Below are 25,142 nucleotides of genomic sequence, written 5' to 3'. Positions count from 1 at the left end.
CCCACCTCGGCCCGCCCACCTCGGCCCGCCCACCTCGGCCCGCCCACCTCGGCCCGCCCACCTCGGCCCGCCCACCACGGCCCGCCCTCCCAGGGGGACCGCCGTCCTGAAGGCGAGCATTCCGCAATTCGGCATGTTGCTTACGGCGGTCTGTGGACAGCCCGAGCGGCTGTGGATAACCGAGGCGCTACGTCGGGCGTGTGCTACGTCGAGGCGCGGACGACGGCGTCGAGGGCGCCCATGGTGTGAGGCGCGGGCCTGCGGAGCGTCGCGGGGTGATAGCGAGCTGGGGCGTGGGCTGCGAGGTTCCACCGAGTTCCGGATCGCGAGCGATGCCGCGTCGGGCGTGGGTTGCCGAGAAGCGCCGCCGAGAGCGTTACCGCGTTGGGGTGTGGGTCGCGAGCGATGCCGCCTCGGGCGCGGGTTGCCGAGAAGCGCCGCCGAGGGCAATGCCGTGTGGGAGTGTGGGTCGCGAGCGATGCCGCGTGGGGCGCGGGTTGCGAGAAGCGCCGCCGAGAGCGATGCCGCGTCCGGGGTTTGGGTCGCGAGCGATACCGCGCCGGGCAAGGGTCGCCGAGGGGCGCCGCCGAGAGCGATACCGCGTCGGAGTGCGGGCCGCGACCGATACCGCGCCGGGTGTGGGCTACCGCGGGGCGCCGCCAAGAGCCGGATCACGAGCGGTGCCGCGACCGAAAATCCGTGTCCCCGGTGGGGGTTCTTCCGGGGATGTGGGTCTGGTCGGCACCCCGCGTCACCTGCCATGATCGCTCGGGGTCGATCGGTGCAGGGTTCACCGACGCGCCGGGACCGCTACGCTGCGCCTACCTGTTCGCTGGGCGCCGGTATTCTAATAGGAAATAATCCTAAATAAGTAGGGGATCTGCATGGCCGCCACCCGCCTTCCGGGCACGCCCCGGCTGTTGCGCGCGCTCAATGATCGCGCGGCGCTGGAACTGCTGCTCTCGCGCGGGCCGCTGACCCGGGCCCAGCTCGGCGAGATGACCGGTCTCAGCAAGGTCACCGCCTCGCAGCTGGTCGAGCGTCTGGAGCAGCGAGGCCTCGTGCGCCGGGTGGGTGAGCAGGCCGGCGGAAGGGGACCCAACGCCCAGCTGTACGCGGTGACGCCCGGCAGCGCGCACGTCATCGGCGTGGATGTCGGGCCGGACCGGGTGGTAGCCGCCTGCGCCGACATCACCGGGACGATCCTCGGGCGCAACGAGCAGTCCACCAAGGACACCGACGACCCGGTCGGCGTCGTGCACAACGCCGTCGTGCAGGCGGCGACCGAGGCCGGCACCGACATGGGCTCCGTGCGACGGGTCGTGCTCGGCACCCCGGGTCTGGTCGATCCGCAGAGCGGCGAGATCTCGTTCGCCTGGGATCTGCCTCGCTGGCACCGGGGGCTGCTCGACGACCTGCGGCGCGATCTGCACACGCCGGTCGTCTTCGGCAACGATGTCAACATGGCCGCCGTCGCCGAGTCGAGCACGGGGGCCGCCACGGGGGTGCGCGACTTCGTGCTCATCTGGGTCGGCCGCGGCGTCGGCCTGGCGAGTGTCATCGACGGCCGGCTCCACCAGGGCAGCACGGGCGCCGCCGGTGAGATCGGCTATCTGCCCGTGCCGGGCGCCGAGGTGCCGCGGCACTCGTCGAAGCGGGCGGCCAAGGGCGGGGTGCGCGGCGCCTTCCAGAGCCTCGCCGGTGCCGAGGCGGTCAAGGCGATCGGCAAGAAGTACGGCTTCCGCGGCGCCGAGGCCGCCGATGTGATCCGTGACGCCGTGGCCGCGGGGGAGGCCGGCGATCCGGTGCTGGACGAGCTCGCCGGGCGGCTGGCGCTCGGCGTGGCCGCCACCTGCGTGGTGCTCGATCCGCCGCTCGTCGTGCTGGCCGGCGAGGTGAGCCAGGCCGGTGGGCCGGCGCTGGCCGAGCGGGTCGAGCAGGAGGTCGCCGCGATCACGCTGGTGCACCCCAAGGTGGTCATCACCGGCGTGGAGTCCGACCCGGTGCTGCACGGTGCCCTGTGGACGGCACTCGACGCGGTACGAGACGAGGTCTTCGGCTCGACGACGGCGTGAGTGGCCGGCCCGCGAGGCGAGGGCGGGAGGCGGCTCGCGAGGGTGAGGGCGGCCCGCGAGGGTGGGGGCGGCCCGCGAGGGTGGGACACAGCTCGCGAGGGTGGAGGGCGGCCCGCGAGGGTCTTCAACGACCGCGGGGAAAACCCGTGGTTGGATGGACGCGTGCCTGAGCCTGCCGTGACTCTCCCGCCGGACGACGACACCGTCATCGCGTTCGACCGGGTCAGCGTGATCCGCAATGGAAACTTCCTGGTTCGCAGCCTGTCGTGGCAGGTCGAGCTGGACGAGCGCTGGGTCGTGCTCGGCCCCAACGGCGCCGGCAAGACGACCCTGCTCAACCTGGCCGCCGGCCGGCTGCACCCGTCCCGCGGGACCGCCTACGTGCTCGCCGAGCGGCTCGGCCGCACCGACATCAACGAGCTGCGCACCCGGATCGGCCTGGCGACCGGTCAGTTCGCCGAGCGGGTGCCGGTGGAGGAGCGGGTGCTCGACGTGGTCGTCACCGCCGCGTGGTCGGTGGTGGGCCGCTGGCGTGAGAGCTACGACCCGCAGGACGAGGCCCGCGCCCGGCAGCTGCTCACCCAGATCGGCATGGGCGCCCTGGTCGATCGGGAGTTCGGCACGCTCTCCGAGGGCGAGCGCAAGCGCACCCTCATCGCCCGGGCCTTGATGACCGACCCCGAGCTGATGCTGCTCGACGAGCCGAGCGCCGGGCTCGACCTGGGCGGCCGCGAGGATCTGGTCGCGCGGCTGACCGAGCTGGCCCTCGACCCCGATTCGCCCGCGATGGTGCTGGTCACCCACCACGTCGAGGAGATTCCGCCGGGCTTCACCCACGGCCTGCTGCTGCGTGAGGGCTCGATCGTCGCGGCCGGCCTGCTCGGCGAGGTGATGACCGCCGGCAACCTGAGCAAGACGTTCGGGCTGCCGCTGATCGTCGACCGCTTCGGCGACCGGTACACGGCACGGGCGGCCTGAGCGTGGCCCCGCGCATCGTCGTCGCCGGCAGCGCCAACATGGACCTGGTCGGGCTCGCCGAGCGCCTGCCCCGGCCGGGCGAGACCGTGTTGGGCGACGACTTCCTGATGATGCCGGGCGGCAAGGGCGCCAACCAGGCCATCGCGGCGACCCGCGCCGGCGGCCACACCTGCTTTCTCGGGGCGATCGGCTCGGACTCGTTCGGGGTCAGTCTCAACGCCCAGCTCAACGGGGCCGGCGTCGACATGACCCACGTGCGGACGACGTACGGCGTCTCGGGCGTCGCCGTGATCATGGTGGACCGGGCGGGGGAGAACTCGATCCTCGTCGCGCCCGGTGCGAACAACGCGTTCACCGGCCTGACCGAGGCCGAGAAGGCCACGATCGCCGACGGTGACGTGCTGCTCTGCCAGCAGGAGATCCCGGTCGAGACGGTGATCGAGGCGGCCCGGGCGGCGCGCGCGGGCGGCACCAGGTTCGTGCTGAACGCGGCGCCGGCCCGCGAGTTGCCGCCGGAGCTGCTGGAGCACGTCGACCTGCTGGTGGTCAACGAGGTCGAGGCGCTGAGCATCACGGGTGGCGACGACATCGACGTGCCGGCGCTGCTCGCGCTGGTGCCGCGGGTGGTGCTGACGCTGGGCGGTGCGGGTTCGCGGTACGCGGACCGGGACGGCCGCGACGAGCACGTCCCGTCGTACCGCGTGCAGGTCACCGACACGACGGCCGCGGGCGACGCCTTCACCGCGGCGCTCGCGGTGGCCTGGGGTGAGGGCCGTGACCTGGTCGAGGCGGTGCGCTGGGCGAACGCGGCCGGCGCTGCCTGCGTACGCAAGGTGGGCGCCTCCAACTCGCTGCCCACCCGAGCGGAGATCGACGAGATCTACCGCGGCTGAGGTCAGTTCTGCCGGGCCGTGGTGACGAAGCGGTTGACCTCGGAGCGCAGCACCTCGGCGAGCTGGGAGAGCCCGGCGGTGCCCTCCGCGCCGCCGCCGTCGACCGCGGCCGCGATGCCGTTCACCAGGCCGCTCATCTCGCGGAGGCTGTTGGTGACCGTCTCGAGCACGATGAGTGCGTCGTTGGCGACCTCCTGCACGGTGTTGACCTGGCCCATGATCTCGTTGCTGGAGGCGCCGGTCTCGGTGGCCAGGCTCTTCACCTCGCCGGCCACCACGCTGAAGCCCTTGCCGGCCTCTCCGGCGCGGGCCGCCTCGATGGTGGCGTTCAGCGCCAGCAGCCGGGTCTGCTTCGCCACCGCGTTGATCAGGTCGACAGCGGTGCGGATCTGATCGGAGGCGGTGCGCAGCGAGGTGACCGTCGACAGGCCCCGCTCGGCCTCGGTGACCGCGTCGCGGGCGAAGTCGGCCAGCCCGTTGGCGGAGGCGCCCATCTCGGTCGCGGCGGTGGCGACCTGCTCCGAGACGGTCAGCACCGCCGACTCGAGCTCGTCGGCGAGCGCGATGCGGGCCGCTGCCGCCTCGGCCACGCGGGCCGCGTTCTCGCTCATCGCCGACGTCGAGGCGGAGATCTCGCCGGCGGCCGTGCGGAAGGCGCCGCGCAGGCCGCGGGTCAGGATCCGGCGGTGGAAGCGTCCCTCGGCGGCCGCCGCGGACGCCGCGCTGGACTCGCGCAGGAACGCGTCGCTGGTGTCGAGCAGGCCGTTGATCGCGTTGCGGGCGGCGACGGCCTCGGGGGAGTCGCCGATCGAGGGGAGCCGCGCCTCGAGGTCGCCGGCGGCGGCCTTGCGGCACACCTCGGTGATCAGGGACAGCACCTCGTCGGCCATCAGACGGCGCCGTTCGTCAGGGCCCACACGTATTCGTCGTACGTCTGGCCGCCCAGCTCGGCCAAGAGCGCCTGCCAGCCGGCCTCGACCGCGGCCTTGGTGCCGGCCTCGCGCGTCTCCACCGCGAGCAGGTGGTCGTAGAGGCGGCTCACCTGGGTCAGCACGGACCTGTCCGGCAGGCGGCGGTTGGAGTGGTAGCCGACCAGCCTGCCGTCCGCGCCGAACGACGGCGTGACGTGCGCGAGGACCCAGTAGTGCGCGCCGTCGGCGGCCAGGTTCTTCACGTACGCGAAGATCTCCTGACGCTCGGCGAGCGTGTCCCAGAGCAGCTTGAAGACGGCGCGCGGCATGTCGGGGTGCCGGATGACGCTGTGCGGCTGCCCGACCGCCTCAGCCTCGGTCAGCGCCGACACGCGCAGAAAGACCTCGTTGGCGTACGTGATCACGCCGCGCGGATCCGTCTTCGTCACGATGATCTCGTCGGCGCCGAACGTCCGCTCGGTTCCGGTGGGGCGCGTCTGGATGGCTCGCATCAGTCCGATCGTCACCGACGACCCGACACGCGCGGGTGCTAATCCGAAAAAACGCGCCGGGCCCACAGGACGAGCGGTACCTGGAGCGGCAGGCGCCCGTACGCGATGGCCCGCTTGGCGGGGGAGGCGTGCCGCCAGTCCATCGCCATCTTGACGTTGGCCGGGAAGACCGCGGCGAACAGGCCGGCGGCGGCGACGGCGCCCGCGCGCCGGGTGCGGGGATGGGCGACAGCGGCGGCGACGGCCAGCTCGGCGGCGCCGCTCAGGTAGGTCCACGTGCGCGGCGAGCCGGGCAGCGAGCGCGGGACGATGGAGTCGAAGGGCTTCGGCGCCAGGAAGTGCAGCGTCCCCATGGTGGCGAGCATCGCGGAGAGCCCCGCGGCGTCTTTCCTCATTCGCGCAACTTTAGGGGCGGCTCCAGCGCGCGCTGGAGGGCGCGGTAGATGCGCCCGAAGCGGGCCGAGTCGGCGGTGCGGAGCAGCAGCAGCTTGCCGTCGGGCGTGCGGGCCCAGATCTCGCGGGTGCGGCTGCCCCGGTCGTACGAGCGGTCGACCTGTTCGAGCAGCACGTCGGCGAGCGGCGCGGTGGCCAGGCCGACCAGCACGCCGCCCCCGAAGAGCGCGATGGTGGTGCTGGTGGAGGCGTCGATGAGCAGGGCCACCATGATGCCGAGCGCGCCGAGCACCAGCGGGACCATGATCGCGAGGGCCAGGGCGCCCCGCCCGGCGATCGTCGCCCACGAGCGGCGGCCACGCGTGTGCCAGACCTGGATCAGGTCGTCCAGACGCAGGTCGACGCCGTTCATCCGGACACCCGCCGACGTGATCCACACGTCCGGGTCCCGGTAGTAGGTGGTCATCGCTCTCTCCGTACCCGTCGTAGGCTGACCTGAACCAACACTCAGGGAGGCTGTCGTAGTGGGCGAGTTCGTGACGCTGGAGACCACCGACGGTATCGGAACCATCAAGCTGACCCGGCCCCCGATGAACGCCTTGAACACCCAACTTCAGGAAGAGTTGCGGGCCGCCGCGCATTCCGCCACCGGTGACGAGGGGGTCAAGGCCGTCGTCGTGTACGGCGGGGAGAAGGTCTTCGCGGCGGGCGCCGACATCACCGAGTTCACCAAGGTCGGATACCAGGAGATGGCGATCCGGGCGGAGGCCCTGTCCAGCGCCTTCGACGCCGTGGCGCGCATACCCAAGCCGGTCGTCGCCGCGATCACCGGTTATGCCCTCGGCGGCGGCTGCGAGCTGGCGCTGGCCTGCGACTGGCGGGTGGTGGCCGACGACGCCAAGCTGGGCCAGCCCGAGATCAAGCTGGGCATCATCCCGGGCGCCGGCGGCACCCAGCGGCTCGCCCGCCTGATCGGACCGGCGCGCGCCAAGGATCTGATCTTCTCGGGCCGCATGGTGGACGCCGAGGAGGCGCTGCGGATCGGCCTCGCCGACCGGGTCGCGCCGGCCGGTGACGTCTACCGGACGGCGGTCGAGCTGGTGAAGCCGTACGTGACGGGCCCGTCCCTGGCGCTGCGCGCGGCCAAGCTGGCCGTCGACGGCGGGCTCAACCTCGATCTCGCCTCCGGCCTGGCCCTGGAGTCGCAGCTGTTCGCCGGTCTCTTCGCCACCGACGACCGCGTCGAGGGCACCACCGCCTTCGTCGAGAAGCGTAAACCCACATTTACCGGCCGCTGACCCTCGCATATATCGATCAGTTGCCATAAAGTCACGCGGTGTGGAACCGGTTCCGGTCACGCGTGGGGTGCGGCGCACCGTGCGCATGGCCGTGGCCCTGCTGATCGGGCAGGCGCTGCTCTGCGCGCTGATCGGCTGGCTCACGCTGGGCCGTTCCCCGTCGGCTCCCGGCGCCGGGACGGTGGTCGGCCAGGCCGCCGCCCCGCCGCCCCGGGTCGTTCCCGCGCCCGATCCGCCCACGCCGGCGGCCACGTCCCGCGCGCCCGAGGCGCCGGCCTCCAAGACCCGCCGGCCGGCGCAGAGGACGACCCGGCCGTCGCCGGTGCCGACCAGGACGGTGTCGCCGCCGCCGGCCACCTCGTCGGCCCCCGCTCCGGCCCCGCCCACGACGGTGCCGAGCGTCACCCCGTCGAGCGAGCCGATCGCGCTGCCTCCGGAGCCACCGGCGGTCACGCCTACGGAAAGCGAGGATCCGGCGCCGGAGGGCGACGAACCGGACGAAAAGATCCAGTGGAACGTGACGGTGGGTGAGCGCTGCTATCCCGAGGGTGCGTACGGCAAGACGCGCCGCGGCGCCCTCGTTCGCTGTCTGCGCGGATGGCACGACGCTCCGCGCTGGAAGATCGTTTGACGGCGGGGACCCCCTAGACTCGGTCCATGCCCATCGACCAAGGTGAGCCGAAGAAGCATGCCCTCGGCGTGGACTTCGGCACCTCGAACACCGTCGCGGTGGCGCGCTGGCCCGACGGCCGCGCGCGCCCGATCCTGGTCGACGGCTCCCCGCTGCTGCCCTCGGCCGTGTACGCCGAGCCCGACGGCAGTTTCGTGGTCGGCCGCGACGCGGTGCACGCCGCCCGCTTCGACCCGGCGCGCTTCGAGCCCAACCCGAAGCGCCGCATCGACGACGGCCTCGTGCTCCTCGGCGACCAGGAGGTGCCGGTCGGCGACCTGATCGCCACGGTGCTGGCCCGGGTGGCCGAGGAGTGGCACCGCGCGGTCGGCCCCGTGCTGCCCGAGGTCACGCTCACCTGCCCGGCCACCTGGGGCACCACCCGCCGCACGCTGCTCGCCGAGGCCGCCGCCCAGGCCGGCCTGACCCGCGCCCGGCTGGTGGCCGAGCCGGTCGCCGCCGCCACCTACTTCGCCGAGGTGCTCGGCCGTGACGTGCCGATCGGCTCGGTGGTGGTGGTGCACGACTTCGGCGCGGGCACGTTCGACGCGAGCGTGGTCGCCCGCACGGCGTCCGGCTTCGAGGTGATGGCGGTCGACGGGCGCGACGACCTCGGCGGCCTCGACATCGACGCGGCCATCGTCGAACACCTCAAGACCGGCGAGTGGCAGCGCCTGCTCGAGCCCACGACGGCCCAGGAGCGGCGCGCCCAGCGGCAGCTCTGGGAGGACGTGCGCATCGCCAAGGAGCGGCTGTCGCGCACCCAGTCGGCCGACTTCGTGGTGCCGCTGCTCGACACCGAGGTGCACCTCACCCGCGACGAGCTGGAGAAGCTGGCCCGTCCGGTGCTCGACCAGACGGTGCGCATCACCAAGGGCCTGCTCGACTGGGCCGACCTTCCCGAGGGCCGGCTCGCCGGCGTCTTCCTGGTCGGCGGGGCGAGCCGGATCCCGCTGGTCGCCACCCTGCTGCACCGCGAGCTGGGCGAGGCGCCGGTGGTGATCGAGCAGCCCGAGCTGGTGGTGGCCGAGGGCAGCATCCTCGCCGACGCGGCCCTGCTGGCCTCCGGGCCGGCCGCGCCCGGGCCGACCTCGGAGCTCCGGCTGGTCTCGACGGGCCGCGCCGAGTCGGCCACCGTCCGGGTGGTGGCCGCCGTGCCGCAGCCGGCCCCGGCCGCGCCCGAGCCGGCGCCGACCGTGGCCCAGGCGATGCCGTCGGCGCCCGAGCACATCCCCGGCACGACGGGACTCCAGCCGGCGGTCGACCCGTGGCCCGACGCCGAGCACCACTGGGTGCCCGATCCGCACGCGACCATCCCCACGCCCCATCAGGCTTTCCATCGGGCGGTGACCCCGCCGACCCGCGCGGAGAAGCCGGTCTCGGTGCCTCCGGTGACGCGCGCGGCCCCCGTACCGCCAAGGGGTGTGGCGGCACGAAGTGTGCACCGGCCGATGTCGCCGCCGCAGCCCTATCGACAGCCGGAGCCGGCCCAGACGGCCAAGAAAGCCCAGAAGGCTCCAAAGGCCAAGAAGCGGAGCGGCGGTTTCCTGCGCTTCCTTCAGGTGCTCATGAGCATCGTGGTGATGCTGGTGGTGCCGCTCTTCGCGCTCGTGCTCGCCTACGGCTACGGCAACGGCAAGTCGCTGCCGGTCGACGCGGAAAATCTGTTCCGCGAAATCGGGAGGCTGCTCGGCATCTGACTCACCGGTAACCTGCTGGACATGGCAGAGGTGATCGAGGGGCACGGCGGCGATCTCGCGCTCGCGGCCCTGCGCGCGTACGGCGTCGGCGAGATGTTCACGCTCTCGGGCGGGCACGTGTTCCCGCTCTACGACGCGGCGCACAAGACCGGTTTCCCGATCTACGACGTACGCCATGAGCAGTCCGCGGTCTTCGCGGCCGAGGCCGTGGCCAAGCTCCAGCGCCGCCCCGGCCTCGCCGTGCTCACCGCCGGACCCGGGGTGACCAACGGCATCTCCGGTCTGACCAGCGCCTTCTTCAACGCCTCGCCGGTGCTGGTGCTGGGCGGCCGCGCCCCGGCGTTCCGCTGGGGCTCCGGCAGCCTCCAGGAGTTCGACCACGTGCCGCTGGTCAAGCCGATCACCAAGTACGCGGGCACGGTCGGCGACACCGACGCCATCCCCGGCGAGATCGGCGCCGCGCTGACCTCGGCGCTCACCGCGCACCGCGGGCCGGCCTTCCTCGACCTGCCCCTCGAGGTCGTCTTCTCCAGCGGCGAGGCGGCCGCTCCCGGCGCGCCGGCGATCCCGGTCCTCGAGCCGGACCCCGACGAGGTGGCGCGCGCGGCGGCGCTGCTGGCCTCCGCGTCCCGCCCGGTGATCATCGCGGGCTCGGACGTGTGGGGCGGCGACGCGATCGACGCGTTGCGCGCCGCGGCCGAGGCGCTCCAGGTGCCGGTCTTCACCAACGGCATGGGGCGTGGCGCGCTGCCGCCGTCGCACCCGCTCGCCTTCGCCAAGGCCCGCCGGCCCGCGCTCAACGAGGCCGACGTGGTCTGCGTGATCGGCACGCCGCTCGACTTCCGGCTCGGCTTCGGCGAGTTCGGCGAGGCCCAGGTCGTGCACATCGTCGACGCGCCCACGCAGCGCGCCGGTCATGTCACGCCGGCGGTCTCGCCCGCCGGCGACCTGCGGCTCATCCTCACGGCGATGGCCGGCCACGCCGGCGACCGCACCGACCATCAGGAGTGGATCGAGGGGTTGCGCTCGGCCGAGGACGCCGGCAAGGCCCGCGACGCGGAGGCGATGGCGGCCGAGACCGACCTCATCAAGCCGGCTCGCGTCTACGGCGAGCTGCGCAAGATCCTGGCGCCGGACGCGGTGACGATCGGCGACGGCGGCGACTTCGTCTCGTACGCGGGCCGCTATCTCGAACCGGCGCAACCGGGCACGTGGCTCGACCCGGGCCCGTACGGCTGCCTCGGCACCGGCATGGGCTACGCCATGGGCGCCCGGGTCACCTATCCCGGCCGGCAGATCTGCGTGCTGCTCGGCGACGGTGCGGCCGGCTTCTCCCTGATGGACGTGGAGTCACTGGTCCGGCAGCGGCTCCCGGTCGTCATGGTGGTCGGCAACAACGGCATCTGGGGCCTCGAGAAACACCCCATGCGGGCCATGTACGGCTACGACGTGGCCGCCGATCTCCAGCCCGGCCTGCGGTACGACGAGGTGGTCCGTGCCCTCGGCGGCGCGGGCGAGACGGTGGAGAAGGCGCCCGAGATCGGCCCGGCGCTGGAACGCGCCTTCGCCGCGGGTGTGCCGTACCTGGTCAACGTGCTGACCGACCCGGCCGATGCCTACCCGCGGTCGTCGAACCTGGCCTGATCACTCGTCCTCGCGGTTGTTCAGCTCCTTCTCCCACTGGGCGAGCATCTCGCGGTCACGGCGGGATTTCTCGATGTCGACCGAGCGCAGGAACTCGGGGTCGTCGTCGGGGGAGGCGGGCCTCGGCGCGGCACGGCGCACGGGGCCGCCCTCCGTCGGCGGCGGCAGCGGCCGGCCCCACACGAAGTAGGCGACGGGGCCGAGCAACGGGATCAGAAGGATCACCAGCACCCACACGGGGCGCGGCGCGTTACGCACCCGATCGGCCGACAGGCAGCTGATCAGCGCCAGCACGAAGAGAACCAGCTGCACGGCAGCCAGGAGGATGAACAACCGGACCATGAGGCAATGATGACGCGCGCGGGCGCTTCCGGCGACGATCAGAGCATGACAAAGGGACCGGATTGGTCGGTTGACCCCGTCAGAGTGCGATGACCAGCCCGCCGAGCACGGCGAAGGCGAGGGCGATGAGCGCGAAGGCCGGGACGGTGCGGCGCGCGGGCCTCGGCGGTTGCGACGTGAGGCCCTTCGCGCGCCGATAGGCGATGCCCACCATGGCCGCCCAGCCCACCATGATCAGCGAGGTGGCGATCCACTTGCCGACGTGGGTGGGGTCGGTGACGACGGGCCGCAGGGCCAGCAGGGCGACCGCCGCCGCGGAGAGGGCGGTCCGGCGCCAGGCGAGGCGGGTGCGCTCCGCGGCCGCGCCCGGGTCGCCGCTCATTCCCGTACCGCGTTGATCAGCACCGTGATGATCAGAAGCACGGAGCCGAGCGCGACGACCAGCGCGAGGATCGCGGGGAACTTGGAGCCGGGCAGCTCCTCGCCGAGGCGCATGGCGCGCTCGGTGCGCGCCCAGTGGTCGACGGCGCGCAGCGCGACCACGCCGCCGAGCAGCAGCAGCGCGATGGCGAGGCCCTCGCGCAGGAAGGTGATGGGCAGCGGGGGCAGGAACTGGGCGCAGGCGAGCCCGCCCGCGATCAGCGCCAGACCGGTGCGGATCCAGGCCAGGAAGGTGCGCTCGTTGGCGAGCGAGAACCGATAGTCAGGGGTGCGGCCGACGGTCGGCGTCTTCTCCGGGTCGAACCACTGCCGTAACACCTGTTGATTATCGACCGCGCGGGTCGAGAAGGTGATCCCACAGGATGCGGACTTCATCACTGACGCACGCCTCCCGTGGCCGGCCGCATCGGCACCACGGCGAGTCGGGTCCGGCACGTCCATGGGTGTCCGGCGCGGGCCGCTGTACGCGTGGGGGAGTATGTGAGTCGGACGGAAGCACACCGTCGACCAACGGAGCGATTTGGCCGGACATATCGCGACACCTCCTTGTCTTGATCGTAGTCGTCTTGCGGGCGAGACGCGTGAGGTGAGTCACTCTAGGTGCACGACACGTGCAACTTACTGGCGGGTAACCTGGCTGCAATGGTCCGGCCGCGAACGGTGCGTTCATAACAGGAGGGTCGTAGGAGCGCGATGAACATCGTCGTACTGGTCAAGCAGGTACCCGACTCCGGTGCCGAGCGCACCCTGAGCTCGCAGGACTTCACGGTCGAACGTGCCTCGGCGAGCAACGTCATCAACGAGATGGACGAGTACGCCATCGAGGAGGCGCTGAAGATCAAGGAGGCGCACGGTGGCGAGGTCACCGTCCTGACGATGGGCCCGGCGGGCGCGACGGAGTCGATCCGCAAGGCGCTGTCGATGGGCCCCGACAAGGCGGTCCACATCTCCGACGACGCGCTGCACGGCTCGTGCGCCGTCGCGACCTCCAAGGTCCTGGCCGCCGCGCTGGGTCAGCTGAACGCCGACCTGATTCTGTGTGGCGCCGAGTCGACCGACGGCCGCGTGCAGGTGCTGCCCCACATGATCGCCGAGCGGCTGGGCATCGCGGCGCTGACCGGCGCCCGCAAGCTCACCGTCGACGGCTCGCAGCTGACCGCCGAGCGGCAGACCGACGAGGGCTACGAGGTCGTCACCGCGGCCACCCCGGCCGTCGTCAGTGTCTGGGACACGATCAACGAGCCGCGGTACCCGTCGTTCAAGGGCATCATGGCCGCCAAGAAGAAGCCGGTGCAGGCGCTCTCGCTGGCCGAGGTCGGCGTCGACGCGGGTGAGGTCGGCTTCGCCGGCGCCACCTCCCAGGTGCTCGAGTACTCGAAGCGGCCGCCGCGCTCGGCCGGCACCAAGATCACCGATGAGGGCGACGGCGGCTCGCAGCTGGTCGCGTTCCTCGCCACCGAGAAGTTCGTCTGAGAGGGGCCGGTCATGGCTGAAGTTCTTGTCGTCGTGGAAGGCTCCGTCAAGAAGGTCACGCTGGAGCTGCTGACCATCGCCCGCACGCTGGGCTCGCCGTCCGCCGTCGTCTTCGACTCCTCGGTGGATCAGGCCAAGCTCGCCGAGTACGGCGCGGAGAAGATCTACGTCGCTCCGGCCTCCGACTACCTGGTCGCGCCCAAGGCGACCGTCGTGGCCCAGCTCGTGCGCGAGAAGCAGCCGGCCGCCGTGCTGCTCGGCTCGACGCAGGAGGGCAAGGAGATCGCCGGTCGCCTGGCGGTCAAGCTCGACAACGGCCTGCTGACCGACGCGGTCGAGGTGGCCGCCGACGGCACCGCCACCCAGGTCGCGTTCGCCGGCTCGACGATCGTCAAGTCGAAGGTCACCAAGGGCCTGCCGATCGTGACGATCCGCCCCAACTCGGTCACCCCCTCGCCGCAGCCGGCCACCCCCGCGGTCGAGGACGTCACGGCCGAGCTGTCCGAGGCCGACAAGCTGACCAAGGTCGTCGAGCGGGTCACCGAGACCAAGGGCTCGCGCCCCGAGCTCACCGAGGCCGGCGTGGTCGTCTCCGGTGGCCGCGGCGTCGGCAACGCGGACAACTTCAAGCTGGTCGAGGAGCTGGCCGACCTGCTCGGCGGCGCGGTCGGCGCGTCCCGCGCGGCGGTCGACTCCGGCTACTACCCGCACCAGTTCCAGGTCGGCCAGACCGGCAAGACCGTGTCGCCCCAGCTGTACGTGGCGCTCGGCATCTCCGGCGCCATCCAGCACCGGGCCGGCATGCAGACCTCGAAGACGATCGTCGCGGTCAACAAGGACCCCGAGGCCCCGATCTTCGAGCTCGCCGACTACGGCGTGGTGGGCGACCTGTTCAAGGTCGTGCCGCAGGCCGCCGACGAGATCCGTAAGCGCAAGTAACCCGCTGTTTCGAAGATCACGGCCCGGCGCTCGCGCCGGGCCGTTCGTCGTCAGGCATAAGCTTCATCGTGATGGCCTACTTGGATCACGCGGCGACCACGCCGATGCTCGCCGAGGCGCTGGAGGCGTACGTCGCCGCCGCCCGCGAGGTCGGCAACCCGTCGTCCCTGCACGCGGCCGGCCGGCACGCCCGGCGGCTGGTCGAGGAGTCCCGCGAGCGCATCGCCGCGGCCCTCGGCGCCCGCCCGTCCGAGGTGGTCTTCACCAGCGGCGGCACCGAAAGCGACAACCTGGCGGCCAAGGGCATCTTCTGGGCCCGCCGCTCCGCGTCGCTCAACCACAACCGGGTGGTGGCCTCGTCGGTCGAGCACCACGCGGTCATGGACGCGGTCGAATGGCTCGGCGCGCACGAGGGCGCCCAGGTCTCGTGGCTGCCGGTCGACGCGGCCGGCCGGGTCGACCCGTCGGCGCTGGCCGCGGTCATCGACCAGTACGGCGACGAGATCGCGGTGATCAGCGTCCAGTGGGCGAACAACGAGGTCGGCACGGCGCAGCCGGTCGGCGAGCTCTCCGCCCTGGCGGCCGCCGCCGGCATCCCGTTCCACACCGACGCGGTGCAGGCGGTGGGCCAGGTCCCGGTCGACTTCACCGCGAGCGGCGCGGCGGCCATGACGGTGACCGGCCACAAGGTGGGCGGCCCGGTCGGCGTCGGCGCGCTGCTGCTCGGCCGCGACGTGGCGTGCACGCCGCTGCTGCACGGCGGAGGCCAGGAGCGGGACGTGCGCTCGGGCACCCTGGACACGCCGGGCGTGGTGGCCTTCGCGACGGCCGTCGAGGCGACGGTCAAGGCCCAGGAGGAGTACGCGGCGCGCGTCGGCGCCCTCCGCGACGATCTCGTCGCCCGGGTGCGCAAGGCCGTACCCGACGTGATCTACAACGGCGCCACCGAAGACCGCCTGCCGGGCAACGCCCACTTCAGCTTCCCCGGCTGCGAGGGCGACGCGCTGCTGCTCCTGCTCGACGCCCAGGGCATCAGCTGCTCGACGGGCTCGGCCTGCTCGGCCGGCGTGGCCCAGCCCAGCCACGTGCTGATCGCCATGGGCGCCGACGACGACCGCGCCCGCTCGTCGCTCCGCTTCACCCTCGGCCACACCTCCACGGCCGCCGACGTCGACGCCCTGCTGGCCGCCCTCCCCGGCGCCGTCGAGCGCGCCCGGCGGGCAGCGGCCTGGAAGACGCCCCGCTGACCGTCCCTCCACCGCCCTTCTCTTGTCGCGCCTGCCACCACCCCTTCCTCTGCCGCGCCTGCCACCACCCCTTCCTCTGCCGAGCCTGCCGCCCCTCCACCGCCGCGTCCCTTGCCGCGCCGGCCACCCCTTCCGCCGCTTCGATTGCCGCGGGCGGAAGTGTCGGAGGGGGCGGATAGTCTTGGGGCATGCGAGTACTAGCGGCCATGTCGGGCGGGGTCGATTCCGCCGTTGCCGCCGCGCGCGCCCACGACGCCGGTCACGACGTCACCGGGGTGCACCTGGCGCTGGCGCGAAACCCCCAGACCTATCGCACCGGCGCCCGGGGCTGCTGCACGCTGGAAGACTCCCGCGACGCGCGCCGTGCCGCCGACGTGATCGGCATCCCGTTCTACGTGTGGGACATGGCCGACCAGTTCCACGAGAGCGTCGTCGACGACTTCGTCGCCGAATACGCGGCCGGCCGCACCCCCAACCCCTGCCTGCGCTGCAACGAAAAGATCAAGTTCGAGGCCGTGCTCGACCGGGCGGTCGCGCTCGGCTTCGACGCGGTCGTCACCGGCCACCACGCCCGCCTCGGCGCCGATGGCCTGCTGCGGCGCAGCGTCGACGACGCCAAGGACCAGTCGTACGTGCTGGCCGTGCTCACCGGCGACAAGCTGTCCCGGGCGATCTTCCCGCTCGGCGACTCGACCAAGGCCCAGGTGCGCGACGAGGCGGCCGCCCGCGGGCTCGCCGTCGCCGACAAGCCCGACTCGCACGACATCTGCTTCATCGCCGACGGCGACACCAAGGGCTTCCTCCAGCGCCGCCTCGGCGAGGCGCCCGGCGACATCGTCGACGCGCGCACGGGGGAAAAGGTGGGCACCCACAACGGCGCCTACGCCTACACGGTGGGCCAGCGCAAGGGCCTCGACCTGCGCGTGCCGGCGGCCGACGGCCGTCCGCGCTACGTCCTGTCGATCACCCCGGTGACCAACACGGTGACCGTCGGCTCCCGCCAGGACCTCGAGGTCGACCTGGTGACGGCGACCCGGCCGATCTGGCACGGCGAGCCGACCCCCGTCGAGTGCGACGTGCAGCTGCGCGCCCACGGCGAGGTCGTGCCGGCCGTCGTGACCGTCGACGGCGGCACGCTGACGGCCCGGCTGCTCTCGCCGGCGCGCGGGGTGGCCGCGGGCCAGGCGATCGTGGCCTACCGGCGCGATCCCGAGGGCGGCGACGTCGTCCTCGGCTCGGCGACCATCACCGCGGGCACGCGTTCCCCGTCTGACGTCGCGGGCTCGGCCGCTGTTGCTGCGGCCCCGGCTGCCGTCGCCGGGGGCGCCGGTTCCTCCAGCGCCGCTGCGGGCGCCGGTTCCTCCAGCGCCGCTGCGGGCGTCGGTTCCTCCAGTGTCGCCGCGGGCGTGCCCGAGGCCGTGGGTGCCGACCGTGGCTGACTTTCCCTGGCCTTCCGGGGCGGCCACCGGCATCGGGTCGCTGCCCGGCACGGACATCGCCGAGGCGCAGCGTGTCGTCTTCGGCGAGCTGCCCGACCTGCCCCATCTCGCGGAGCTGCCGGCACGCGGGCCGGGCGCCGACATGATCGGGCGCAGCGCCGGGTTCCTGGTCGAGCTTCCCGTTCAGCTCTACGCGGGCCGCTGGCAGGTGGCGCCGCGACCGGGCAAGGACATGCGACGCACGGCCGATCTGCTCGAACGCGACCTCGACCAGCTCACCGAGCAGGGCGAGGGCTTCGCCGGCACCCTGAAGATCCAGTCGGCGGGACCGTGGACGCTGGCCGCGAGCATCGACCAGCAGATCGGCGGGCGGCTGCTGCGCGACGCGGGCGCCGTCCGGGACCTGACCGACTCGCTGGCCGAGGGGCTCCGGCGTCACGTCGACGAGGTGCGCAAGCGGTTGCCGCGCGCTTCGGTGCTGCTCCAGCTCGACGAGCCGTCGCTGCCCGCCGTGCTGGCCGGCCGGGTGCCGACCGAGAGCGGCTTCGGGTCGTACAGGGCGGTCGACGGGCCCGACGCGGCGACGGCCTTGCGGACGGTGGTGGAGGCCGTGGGGGTGCCGGTGGTGGCCCATTGCTGTGCTCCCGGCGTACCACTGCAGGTGTTCCGTGATGCGCGTGCCGTGGCGGTGGCGATCGACCTCGCGCTGGTCAAAGATCTTGATCCGCTGGGTGAGGCGATCGAGGCGGGGATCGGGCTGTTCGCCGGGGCCGTGCCTTCGACGCCGGGCGCTTCGCCGTCGGCTGCGTCCTCCTCGGCTCCTTCCTCCGGCGGCGCCTCTCTGGCCGGTGCCTCCTCGTCTGCGGCGCCGGCGCCGGGCAAGAAGGCCGCCGATCGGGTCGCCACGCTGTGGAAGCGGCTCGGGTTTCCGGCGGCGCGCCTTCCTCACCAGGTGGTGATCACACCGGCGTGCGGTCTGGCGGGGGCGAGCGAGCCGTATGCACGTGCCGCGCTCACCGCCTGCCGTGAGGCGGCTCGGCGGTTGGCGGAGGTCTGATCGGGCGGCCTTCTCATGGCCTGCCGTGAGGTGGCCCGGCGGCCGGCGGAGGTCTGATCGGGTGGCGTGCTCATGGCCTGCCGTTAAGTGGCCCGGCGGCCTGCGGAGGTCTGATCGGGCGGGGTTTCGCCGCGCCGTGCCGAGCGGCACCGCCGCGGCACAAAAATGTCAGAGGTGGCGACTACCGTTCCTCCTAGAAGTCGAGCATGGAGGTCACGGTGCCTGAGCAGGCGAAGTCGAAGCAGCGCGTGGACGAGGACGAGATGTCCGTCGCCGGTCCGACCGCCGAGCAGGAGGCCGCCGCCGGCAAGGACCCGACGCCCGAGGCGAGCGCGCGGCACGCCGAGCTGAGCGACGAGGTCCGCGGCCACCAATACCGCTATTACGTGCTCGACTCGCCGACCATCTCCGACGCCGACTTCGACAAGCTGCTGCGCGAGCTGGAGGCGCTCGAGACCGAGTTCCCGGCGCTGCGCACGCCCGACTCGCCGACGCAAAATGTCGGGGGCACGTTCTCCACGCTCTTCACCCCGGTCGAGCACGTGGAGCGCATGCTCTCGCTCGACAACGTCTTCGACGACGACGAGCTGGGCGCCTGGGTCGACCGCACGCTGCGCGACGCGGGCGGCCCGGTCGAGTTCATCTGCGAGCTCAAGGTCGACGGCCTGGCGATCAACCTGACCTACGAGAAGGGCCGGCTCGTCCGGGGTGCCACGCGCGGCGACGGGCGCACGGGCGAGGACGTCACGTCCAACGTGCGCACCATCCGCGAGATCCCCGAGCGGCTGGCCGGCGACAACCCGCCCGACCTGCTCGAGGTGCGCGGCGAGATCTACTTCCCGGTGTCCGCGTTCGCCGACCTCAACGCGTCGCTGGTCGAGCAGGGCAAGGCGCCGTTCGCCAACCCGCGCAACGCCGCCGCCGGCAGCCTGCGGCAAAAAGACCCCCGGGTCACGGCATCGCGCGGGCTGCGCATGGTGGTCCACGGCATCGGCGCGCGGGTCGGTTTCACCCCCACGTCACAGTCACATGCGTACGAAGCCTTGAAGGGTTGGGGTCTGCCCACCAGCTCCCGGTGGAAGCTCGCCGAGGGCATCGACGACATCCGTGAGTTCATCGCCTACTACGGCGAGCACCGCCACGACGTCGAGCACGAGATCGACGGCGTGGTCATCAAGTGCGACTCCGTGGCGATCCAGGGCCGCCTGGGCTCCACGTCGCGGGCGCCGCGCTGGGCGATCGCGTTCAAATATCCGCCCGAGGAGGTCACCACCAAGCTGCTCGACATCGCGGTGAACGTCGGCCGTACGGGCCGGGTGACCCCGTTCGCGATCCTCGAGCCGGTCAAGGTGGCGGGTTCCACGGTCGCGCAGGCGACGCTGCACAACGCGCGCGAGGTCGAGCGCAAGGGCGTGCTGATCGGCGACACCATCGTGCTGCGCAAGGCCGGCGACGTGATCCCCGAGGTGCTCGGCCCGGTCGTCGACCTGCGCCCCGACGACGCCCACCCGTTCGTGATGCCGACCCACTGTCCGGCCTGCGGCACCAAGCTGGCGCCGGCCAAGGAGAGCGACGTCGACATCCGCTGCCCCAACACTCGCTCCTGCCCCGCCCAGCTGCGCGAGCGCGTGTTCCACCTGGCCGGCCGGGGCGCCTTCGACATCGAGGTGCTCGGCTACAAGGCGGCCCAGGCCCTGCTCGACTCGGGCGTCATCACCGACGAGGGCGACCTGTTCGCCCTGACCGAGGAGCAGCTGCGCCAGTCCCCGTTCTTCGTCAACCAGGACGGCAGCCTCGGCACCAACGCCGTCAAACTCCTCGAAAACCTCGAGGGCGCCAAGGACAGACCCCTGTGGCGCGTCCTCGTAGCCCTCTCGATCCGCCACGTCGGTCCCACCGCCGCCCAGGCTCTGGCCCGCCAGTTCGGCTCCATGGAAGCCATCGAGGCCATCGTCGCCGCCCCACCCGGCAGCCCCGAGGAGGCCGCCGCCGTCTCCGCCGCCACCTCCTTGACCTCGGCCGCCCCGCTCACTGCCCCCGGCTCTTCTTCGTCCGCAGGCGCCTCTGCCGACGCCTCCTCTTCCGACGCCTCCTCTTCTCCCGACGCCTCCTCGACGGACGCTTCCTCCGCGGACGCTTCCTCCGCGGACGCTTCCTCCGCGGACGCTTCCTCTGCTGCGGGTGCCTCGGTCGCTGGCGGCTCCTCTGCCGACGGTTCGTCCCCCGGCGGTGGCTCTGCCGACGGCGACTCCTCTGACGTGGCCGCCGATGAGGCCGAGGGCGCCGCAGCCAAGCCTGGCAAGGCCGCCAAGGCCAAGGCCGAGCCCGACGTCCTGTCCTCTGTGGACGGCGTCGGCCCCACCATCGCCGAGAGCCTCCGCGAGTGGTTCACCGTCGACTGGCACCGCGAGATCGTCCGCAAGTGGCGCGAGGCCGGCGTCAGCATGGCCGACGAGCGCGTCGACGAGGGCCCCCGTCCCCTGGAGGGCATGACCGTCGTCGTCACCGGCACCCTCGCCAACTACTCCCGAGACCAGGCCACCGAGGCCGTGACGTCCCGAGGCGGCAAGGTGAGCGGCTCGGTCTCGAAGAAGACGTCCTTCGTGGTCGTCGGCGACAACCCCGGCAGCAAATACGACAAGGCCATCTCCCTCAAGGTCCCCGTCCTCGACGAGGAGGGCTTCGCCGTCCTCCTCTCCGAGGGCCCCGACGCCGCCCGCGACGTAGCCGAATTCGCCCCCGAGGAGTCCTGACCCTTCCGCTCGTCACCGGTCGTCCCTGCACGCCCGGCCCAGCCGCCACGCGCGAAGCCCTTCGCTGGTAACGCCCACGCGGCACCGCCCCCTGAGCGGCCTCGAGCTTTCCGGCCGTGGGGCGTCGTGGTGTGTCGCCGTCTCGGAGAGGGCCACGGTGGTGGCTGGTTGCCACGAGGCCATTGCGGGAGGCAGGTCATGGGCCGGAACCGTGTCACTCGAAGGCGGTAATTTGGGTTTATTGCGCGTTTGGAGGCTTATGCCGATTTGATAACGGCAAAGCGGTTTCGCGGCGAAAAGACCATGTGGATCTATCGTGAGAACGATTGGTTGATCGACGCCATGGTGGAGGTCGCATGGACGCAGCACGCCCCCGCAACGCCACGGCGAACCGCCGCGTCGCCGGGCCCGGCCACGCTGGGGGCGAACACGTGTCCGCCGACCTCCCGGACAGCGCCCGAGACTCGACGAGCCCCGACGGTGACCTGTTGCGCGGTGACGAGCGGCTGTCCGGTGGGGACCGGCGGCTTCGGGGCCCCAAGCGGCGGCGGGCGCTCCTCGTCACCGGGATGCTGGCGCTTGTGGTCGACGCGGCGATTGTGCTGCGTGCGGGGGGCTCCTTCGGTGAGTTGCCCGCGGCCTACTGGCTGATGGCCGCGCTCGCCGTTGCCGTTGACGCCAGGCCCTATGTCATGGCCGACCGGCGGGCCAGGTCGGTGATCCTGCCGTCGATCTGTTTCACCTTCGCGACCGTGCTGGCCTGGGGGTTCGGGGCGGCGCTCGCCGTGCAGGTGGTCGCGGTGGCCGTCGCGGGCGCCCGGCTGCGGCAGCCGGTTCGGCGGACGGTGCTTCTCGGCGTACAGCATGGTGTCGCCCTTGGTGTTGCCGCGGCTGTCGCCAGTTTGCGCGGCGGGCCCACCTACGACTGGGACGATGCCCTGCTCATCGTGGCCGCCGCCGGGGCCTGGGTCGTCGCGCGCTACGGGCTCGCCGCGATGGTGGCCCGGGCGACGGGGGAGCGGCCGGGACAGCGGCGAGGGGCCGGGTTCCTGGCCACCGGGGCTTTGCTGCTGCTCGGTCCCGTGGTGCTCGCCACCGCGCAGGTCGGGCTGGCCTTCGTACCCCTTGTCCTGCTCGCTTTGCACGCCGTCCACCGGATGGTGCGGTCCGCGGGGGACCTGGAACGGGTCGACGCTCTCACCGGTCTGCCCGATCGGCGCGCCCTGCACGCCTCCGTCCTCTCGCACGGCCGTGGCAAGCGGCTCGCGCTTCTGCTCCTCGATCTGGATCGCTTCCGCACGGTCAACGACGCGCTCGGGCACGGCGTGGGGGACCGCCTGCTCGTCGAGGTCGCCCGGCGGCTCGCGGCCGTCGTTCCCTCCCACGATCTTGTCGTACGGCTGGGCGGCGACGAGTTCGCCGTGCTGGCCACCCGGGTCGACGGCGCGCCCGGTGCGCGGCGCATCGCGCATCACCTCGCCGAGGCCCTCAACCGGCCGTTCGCCCTCGACGGCACGCCGGTCGACGTGACCGCCTCGATCGGGATAGCGCTGCAACGGGAGCCGGGCGGCGACGGGGCGACCCTGCTGCGGCAGGCCGAGACCGCCATGTACGACGCGAAGCAGCGCGGCGACCAGATCGCCGTCTACGGGCCCGACGCCGCACACCACTCACCCGACCGCCTTACTCTTCTCGCCGACCTGCGGCACGCGCTGCGGGCGGACGCGCCCGACGACGGGATCACGCTCTTCTACCAGCCGCAGATCGCCATCGCGACCGGTGAGATGGTCGGCGTGGAGGCGCTGCTGCGCTGGCGGCACCCGGAGCGCGGCCTGGTCGGGCCCGAGGAGCTGATCCGGGTGGCCGAGCCGACCCCGGTGATGCGGCTTCTCACCGGCCGGGTGCTGCACGAGGTCGTCGCCCAGCTCGCCGAGTGGCGCGACGCGGGACGGCCGATCCGGGCCGCGGTCAATGTCAGCGCGCGGGACCTGCACGCCGGTGACATCGCCGACCGGGTCGACGAGCTGTTGCGGCGGTACGCCGTGCCGGCCGACCTGCTGCAGCTGGAGATCACCGAGAGCGCGCTGATGGCCGACCCGCACCGCGTGCTCAACACGATCACGCGGCTGGACCGGATGGGCATCGCGATCTCGCTGGACGACTTCGGCACCGGCTATTCGAGCCTTCAGCACCTGCGCCGGCTGCCGCTGGCCGAGGTGAAGATCGACCGTTCGTTCGTGCTCGGCATGGCCACCGACCGGGGCGACGCGGCCATCGTGCGCTCGGTGATCGACCTGGCCGAGGCGCTCGGGCTGCGCGCGGTCGCCGAGGGCGTCGAGGACGAGCGCACGTGGCGGCTGCTCGCCGAGGCCGGCTGCCACGCCGCGCAGGGCTGGTTCCACGCCCGCCCGATGCCCGCCCCGGAGCTGCTGGGCTGGCTGTCCCGATACCGGCCGCTGCGCCTGCCGCGGGCCGCCCTGCCCAGCAAGTAGCGGGGCACGCGCCGCGCCGCGGCGGTCCCGCCAGCCGCCGCCATCCGCGGGCGAAATAGACTCCACCAGTCAGCGTCGCATTCGAGAAAGTAGGGGCAGGATGGCCGCCATCTCCCGCGAAGAGGTCGCCCACCTGGCGCGCCTGTCGCGGCTCGCCGTGACCGAGGAGGAACTGGATCGGTTCGCGGGCCAGCTCGACGTGATCCTCCAGTCCGTCGCCCGGGTCGGTGAGGTGGCCGCGGAGGACATCCCGCCGACCTCACACTCCGTGCCGCTGACGAACGTGTACCGCGACGACGTGCCGCAGCCGTGCCTCACGCAGGACGAGGCGCTCTCCGGGGCTCCCGACGCGTACGAGGGCCGCTTCCGCGTACCGCGGATCCTGGACGAGGAGGACTGACCGCCGTGACCGATCTGATCAGGATGTCGGCGGCTCAGCTCGCCAAGGCGATCGCCGACAAGGAGACCTCGGCCGTCGAGGTCGCCACCGCCCACCTCGACCGCATCGAGGCCGTCGACGACCGCGTCCACGCCTTCCTCCACGTCGACCGCGAGGGCGCGCTCGCCGCCGCCGAGCGGGTCGACAAGGGCGAGGTCACCGGCCCGCTCGCCGGCGTGCCCGTCGCTGTCAAGGACGTCATCGCCACCAAGGGCGTGCCCACCACCGCCGCCTCGAAGATCCTTGAGGGCTGGGTGCCGCCCTACGACGCGACGCTCGTCGAGCGGCTGCGCGCGGCCGGCACGGTGATGCTCGGCAAGACCAACATGGACGAGTTCGCGATGGGCTCCTCCACCGAATACTCGGCGTACGGCGCCACGAACAACCCCTGGGACCTCGGGCGCATCCCCGGCGGCTCGGGCGGCGGCAGCGCGGCGGCCCTCGCGGCGTACGAGGCCCCGCTCGCCATCGGCACCGACACCGGCGGCTCGATCCGCCAGCCCGGCGCGGTCACCGGCACGGTCGGCGCCAAGCCGACGTACGGCGGCACCTCCCGCTACGGCCTCATCGCGTTCTCCTCGTCGCTCGACACGCCGGGCCCCTGCGCCCGCACGGTCGAGGACGCGGCCCTGCTCCACTCGGTGATCGCCGGCCACGACCCGCGCGACTCCACCTCGATCCCGCAGCCGGTGCCCGACGTCGTGGCCGCGGCCCGCCGCGGCGGCTCGGGCGACCTGGCCGGCGTCAAGCTGGGCCTGGTCAAGGAGTTCGCCGGCGACGGCTCCGAGCCGGGCGTGCTGGCCGCCTTCCACGAGTCGCTCGAGGCCCTGGTCAAGCTGGGCGCCGAGGTCGTGGAGGTCTCCTGCCCCCACTTCCAGTACGCGTTGCCGGCCTACTACCTGATCGCCCCGAGCGAGGCGTCGTCCAACCTGGCCCGCTTCGACGGCGTGCGCTACGGCCTGCGCGTCGGCGACGACGGCAACCGCTCGCTCGAGGAGGTCATGTCGCTGACCCGCGAGGCCGGCTTCGGCCCCGAGGTGAAGCGCCGCATCATCCTCGGCACCTACGCGCTGTCCTCCGGCTACTACGACGCCTACTACGGGCAGGCCCAGAAGGTCCGCACGCTGATCACCCGCGACTTCGAGTCCGCCTTCGAGCGCGTCGACGTGCTGGTCTCGCCGACCACCCCGTTCGTCGCGTTCCCGTTCGGCTCGCGCACCAGCGACCCCTACCAGATGTACCTGGCGGACCTCTTCACGATTCCCACCAACCTGTACGGCGGCCCGGCGATCTCGGTCCCGTGCGGCCTCGCCGACGGCCTGCCCGTCGGGTTCCAGGTGATGGCGCCGACCATGGCCGACGACCGCATGTACCGCGTCGCCGCGGCCCTGGAGTCGGCGGTCGGCACCCTCACCCCGCCCGCGCTGTGAGGTGCGCGAGGTCCGC

22 protein-coding genes and 1 pseudogene are annotated in these 25,142 nt (G+C 72.5%); 16 read left to right on the top strand and 7 right to left on the bottom strand.

The genetic code is table 11. From position 1 onward, the window contains the following. Positions 1-884 precede the first annotated feature (884 nt). The 3 genes from Ade02nite_RS31260 to Ade02nite_RS31250 all read left to right on the top strand — a co-directional run bounded on the left by Ade02nite_RS31260 (position 885) and on the right by Ade02nite_RS31250 (position 3,946). On the top strand, positions 885-2,075 hold the full coding sequence (locus Ade02nite_RS31260) for an ROK family transcriptional regulator (RefSeq protein ID WP_203771729.1): 1,191 nt from the start codon (positions 885-887) through the stop codon (positions 2,073-2,075). Positions 2,076-2,237: 162 nt separating this feature from the next. Further along, positions 2,238-3,053: an ABC transporter ATP-binding protein gene (locus tag Ade02nite_RS31255; protein WP_239169195.1), complete on the top strand. Its 816-nt coding sequence runs from the start codon at positions 2,238-2,240 to the stop codon at positions 3,051-3,053. 2 nt (positions 3,054-3,055) lie between these two features. Further along, positions 3,056-3,946: a ribokinase gene (locus Ade02nite_RS31250; protein WP_203771725.1), complete on the top strand. Its 891-nt coding sequence runs from the start codon at positions 3,056-3,058 to the stop codon at positions 3,944-3,946. A 2-nt stretch (positions 3,947-3,948) separates the two neighbouring features. Here Ade02nite_RS31250 and Ade02nite_RS31245 read toward each other — a convergent pair whose 3' ends face one another. The 4 genes from Ade02nite_RS31245 to Ade02nite_RS31230 are packed head-to-tail and all read right to left on the bottom strand — an operon-like array spanning position 3,949 to position 6,228. Continuing rightward, positions 3,949-4,836, bottom strand: coding sequence for a methyl-accepting chemotaxis protein (locus Ade02nite_RS31245; protein ID WP_203771723.1), 888 nt, complete (start codon positions 4,834-4,836; stop codon positions 3,949-3,951). Next, positions 4,836-5,369: a PAS domain-containing protein gene (locus Ade02nite_RS31240; RefSeq protein ID WP_203771721.1), complete on the bottom strand. Its 534-nt coding sequence runs from the start codon at positions 5,367-5,369 to the stop codon at positions 4,836-4,838. The genes Ade02nite_RS31245 and Ade02nite_RS31240 overlap by 1 nt, the downstream gene beginning before the upstream one ends. A gap of 38 nt (positions 5,370-5,407) precedes the next feature. Beyond that, complete coding sequence (locus Ade02nite_RS31235) at positions 5,408-5,764, bottom strand: DoxX family protein (protein ID WP_203771719.1); 357 nt, start codon at positions 5,762-5,764, stop codon at positions 5,408-5,410. After that, entirely contained in the window at positions 5,761-6,228 is a 468-nt protein-coding gene (locus tag Ade02nite_RS31230) for a DUF6232 family protein (RefSeq protein ID WP_203771718.1), read from the bottom strand. The genes Ade02nite_RS31235 and Ade02nite_RS31230 overlap by 4 nt, the downstream gene beginning before the upstream one ends. Positions 6,229-6,286: 58 nt before the next feature. Here Ade02nite_RS31230 and Ade02nite_RS31225 point away from each other — a divergent pair, with 58 nt between their 5' ends. Genes Ade02nite_RS31225 through Ade02nite_RS31210 form a run of 4 tightly spaced genes read left to right on the top strand, consistent with a single transcriptional unit; the run spans position 6,287 to position 11,074 of the window. Continuing rightward, positions 6,287-7,060, top strand: coding sequence for an enoyl-CoA hydratase/isomerase family protein (locus tag Ade02nite_RS31225; protein WP_203771716.1), 774 nt, complete (start codon positions 6,287-6,289; stop codon positions 7,058-7,060). A 40-nt stretch (positions 7,061-7,100) separates the two neighbouring features. Next, positions 7,101-7,691, top strand: a complete 591-nt coding sequence (locus Ade02nite_RS31220; protein WP_203771714.1) for a hypothetical protein — start codon at positions 7,101-7,103, stop codon at positions 7,689-7,691. 26 nt (positions 7,692-7,717) lie between these two features. Beyond that, positions 7,718-9,430 (top strand): Hsp70 family protein, encoded by a 1,713-nt coding sequence (locus tag Ade02nite_RS31215; RefSeq protein ID WP_203771712.1) that lies wholly within the window; start codon positions 7,718-7,720, stop codon positions 9,428-9,430. 21 nt (positions 9,431-9,451) lie between these two features. After that, positions 9,452-11,074, top strand: a complete 1,623-nt coding sequence (locus tag Ade02nite_RS31210) for an acetolactate synthase (RefSeq protein ID WP_203771710.1) — start codon at positions 9,452-9,454, stop codon at positions 11,072-11,074. Here Ade02nite_RS31210 and Ade02nite_RS31205 read toward each other — a convergent pair whose 3' ends face one another. From Ade02nite_RS31205 to Ade02nite_RS31195, 3 genes are all read right to left on the bottom strand, one after another. Next, positions 11,075-11,416, bottom strand: coding sequence for a PLDc N-terminal domain-containing protein (locus tag Ade02nite_RS31205; protein ID WP_203771708.1), 342 nt, complete (start codon positions 11,414-11,416; stop codon positions 11,075-11,077). 79 nt (positions 11,417-11,495) lie between these two features. Then, positions 11,496-11,798: a DUF202 domain-containing protein gene (locus tag Ade02nite_RS31200; RefSeq protein ID WP_203771706.1), complete on the bottom strand. Its 303-nt coding sequence runs from the start codon at positions 11,796-11,798 to the stop codon at positions 11,496-11,498. Beyond that, complete coding sequence (locus Ade02nite_RS31195; protein ID WP_203771704.1) at positions 11,795-12,232, bottom strand: YidH family protein; 438 nt, start codon at positions 12,230-12,232, stop codon at positions 11,795-11,797. Before Ade02nite_RS31195 ends, Ade02nite_RS31200 begins: the two co-directional genes overlap by 4 nt. A 318-nt stretch (positions 12,233-12,550) precedes the next feature. Between Ade02nite_RS31195 and Ade02nite_RS31190 the strand changes: the two genes are divergently transcribed. The 9 genes and pseudogenes from Ade02nite_RS31190 to gatA all read left to right on the top strand — a co-directional run bounded on the left by Ade02nite_RS31190 (position 12,551) and on the right by gatA (position 25,126). Then, entirely contained in the window at positions 12,551-13,330 is a 780-nt protein-coding gene (locus Ade02nite_RS31190) for an electron transfer flavoprotein subunit beta/FixA family protein (protein WP_203771702.1), read from the top strand. A 12-nt stretch (positions 13,331-13,342) separates the two neighbouring features. Then, positions 13,343-14,269: an electron transfer flavoprotein subunit alpha/FixB family protein gene (locus Ade02nite_RS31185; protein ID WP_203771700.1), complete on the top strand. Its 927-nt coding sequence runs from the start codon at positions 13,343-13,345 to the stop codon at positions 14,267-14,269. Between the two features lie 71 nt (positions 14,270-14,340). Next, positions 14,341-15,516, top strand: coding sequence for a cysteine desulfurase family protein (locus tag Ade02nite_RS31180; protein ID WP_203771698.1), 1,176 nt, complete (start codon positions 14,341-14,343; stop codon positions 15,514-15,516). Positions 15,517-15,704: 188 nt separating this feature from the next. After that, a pseudogene (gene mnmA, locus Ade02nite_RS31175) lies at positions 15,705-16,769 on the top strand (tRNA 2-thiouridine(34) synthase MnmA); the annotation flags it as partial. Between the two features lie 178 nt (positions 16,770-16,947). Continuing rightward, positions 16,948-18,012: a uroporphyrinogen decarboxylase/cobalamine-independent methonine synthase family protein gene (locus tag Ade02nite_RS31170; protein ID WP_203771696.1), complete on the top strand. Its 1,065-nt coding sequence runs from the start codon at positions 16,948-16,950 to the stop codon at positions 18,010-18,012. Between the two features lie 206 nt (positions 18,013-18,218). Then, positions 18,219-20,765, top strand: coding sequence for an NAD-dependent DNA ligase LigA (ligA, locus tag Ade02nite_RS31165; protein ID WP_379036837.1), 2,547 nt, complete (start codon positions 18,219-18,221; stop codon positions 20,763-20,765). A gap of 650 nt (positions 20,766-21,415) precedes the next feature. Further along, positions 21,416-23,257 carry a putative bifunctional diguanylate cyclase/phosphodiesterase gene (locus tag Ade02nite_RS31160; protein WP_239169198.1) on the top strand — a complete coding sequence of 614 codons (1,842 nt, stop codon included), beginning with the start codon at positions 21,416-21,418 and terminating at the stop codon, positions 23,255-23,257. A 100-nt stretch (positions 23,258-23,357) separates the two neighbouring features. Then, entirely contained in the window at positions 23,358-23,657 is a 300-nt protein-coding gene (gene gatC / locus Ade02nite_RS31155) for an Asp-tRNA(Asn)/Glu-tRNA(Gln) amidotransferase subunit GatC (RefSeq protein ID WP_203771694.1), read from the top strand. Positions 23,658-23,662: 5 nt separating this feature from the next. After that, complete coding sequence (gatA, locus tag Ade02nite_RS31150) at positions 23,663-25,126, top strand: Asp-tRNA(Asn)/Glu-tRNA(Gln) amidotransferase subunit GatA (protein WP_203771692.1); 1,464 nt, start codon at positions 23,663-23,665, stop codon at positions 25,124-25,126. Positions 25,127-25,142: the final 16 nt, after the last annotated feature.

The sequence above is a fragment of the Paractinoplanes deccanensis genome (assembly GCF_016862115.1).
Classification (GTDB): domain Bacteria; phylum Actinomycetota; class Actinomycetes; order Mycobacteriales; family Micromonosporaceae; genus Actinoplanes; species Actinoplanes deccanensis.
Note: the sequence above shows the minus strand (reverse complement) of the source record. Positions and strands in the feature narration are given on the sequence as shown.

Excerpts from the sequence above, each read along its gene's own strand:
- Ade02nite_RS31260 (WP_203771729.1), top strand. The coding sequence starts at position 885 with ATGGCCGCCACCCGCCTTCCGGGCACGCCCCGGCTGTTGCGCGCGCTC.
- Ade02nite_RS31245 (WP_203771723.1), bottom strand. The coding sequence starts at position 4,836 with ATGGCCGACGAGGTGCTGTCCCTGATCACCGAGGTGTGCCGCAAGGCC.
- Ade02nite_RS31240 (WP_203771721.1), bottom strand. The coding sequence starts at position 5,369 with ATGCGAGCCATCCAGACGCGCCCCACCGGAACCGAGCGGACGTTCGGC.
- Ade02nite_RS31235 (WP_203771719.1), bottom strand. The coding sequence starts at position 5,764 with ATGAGGAAAGACGCCGCGGGGCTCTCCGCGATGCTCGCCACCATGGGG.
- Ade02nite_RS31230 (WP_203771718.1), bottom strand. The coding sequence starts at position 6,228 with ATGACCACCTACTACCGGGACCCGGACGTGTGGATCACGTCGGCGGGT.
- Ade02nite_RS31215 (WP_203771712.1), top strand. The coding sequence starts at position 7,718 with ATGCCCATCGACCAAGGTGAGCCGAAGAAGCATGCCCTCGGCGTGGAC.
- Ade02nite_RS31210 (WP_203771710.1), top strand. The coding sequence starts at position 9,452 with ATGGCAGAGGTGATCGAGGGGCACGGCGGCGATCTCGCGCTCGCGGCC.
- Ade02nite_RS31205 (WP_203771708.1), bottom strand. The coding sequence starts at position 11,416 with ATGGTCCGGTTGTTCATCCTCCTGGCTGCCGTGCAGCTGGTTCTCTTC.
- Ade02nite_RS31200 (WP_203771706.1), bottom strand. The coding sequence starts at position 11,798 with ATGAGCGGCGACCCGGGCGCGGCCGCGGAGCGCACCCGCCTCGCCTGG.
- Ade02nite_RS31195 (WP_203771704.1), bottom strand. The coding sequence starts at position 12,232 with ATGAAGTCCGCATCCTGTGGGATCACCTTCTCGACCCGCGCGGTCGAT.
- Ade02nite_RS31190 (WP_203771702.1), top strand. The coding sequence starts at position 12,551 with ATGAACATCGTCGTACTGGTCAAGCAGGTACCCGACTCCGGTGCCGAG.
- Ade02nite_RS31185 (WP_203771700.1), top strand. The coding sequence starts at position 13,343 with ATGGCTGAAGTTCTTGTCGTCGTGGAAGGCTCCGTCAAGAAGGTCACG.
- Ade02nite_RS31180 (WP_203771698.1), top strand. The coding sequence starts at position 14,341 with ATGGCCTACTTGGATCACGCGGCGACCACGCCGATGCTCGCCGAGGCG.
- ligA (WP_379036837.1), top strand. The coding sequence starts at position 18,219 with ATGGAGGTCACGGTGCCTGAGCAGGCGAAGTCGAAGCAGCGCGTGGAC.
- Ade02nite_RS31160 (WP_239169198.1), top strand. The coding sequence starts at position 21,416 with ATGGCCGCGCTCGCCGTTGCCGTTGACGCCAGGCCCTATGTCATGGCC.
- gatC (WP_203771694.1), top strand. The coding sequence starts at position 23,358 with ATGGCCGCCATCTCCCGCGAAGAGGTCGCCCACCTGGCGCGCCTGTCG.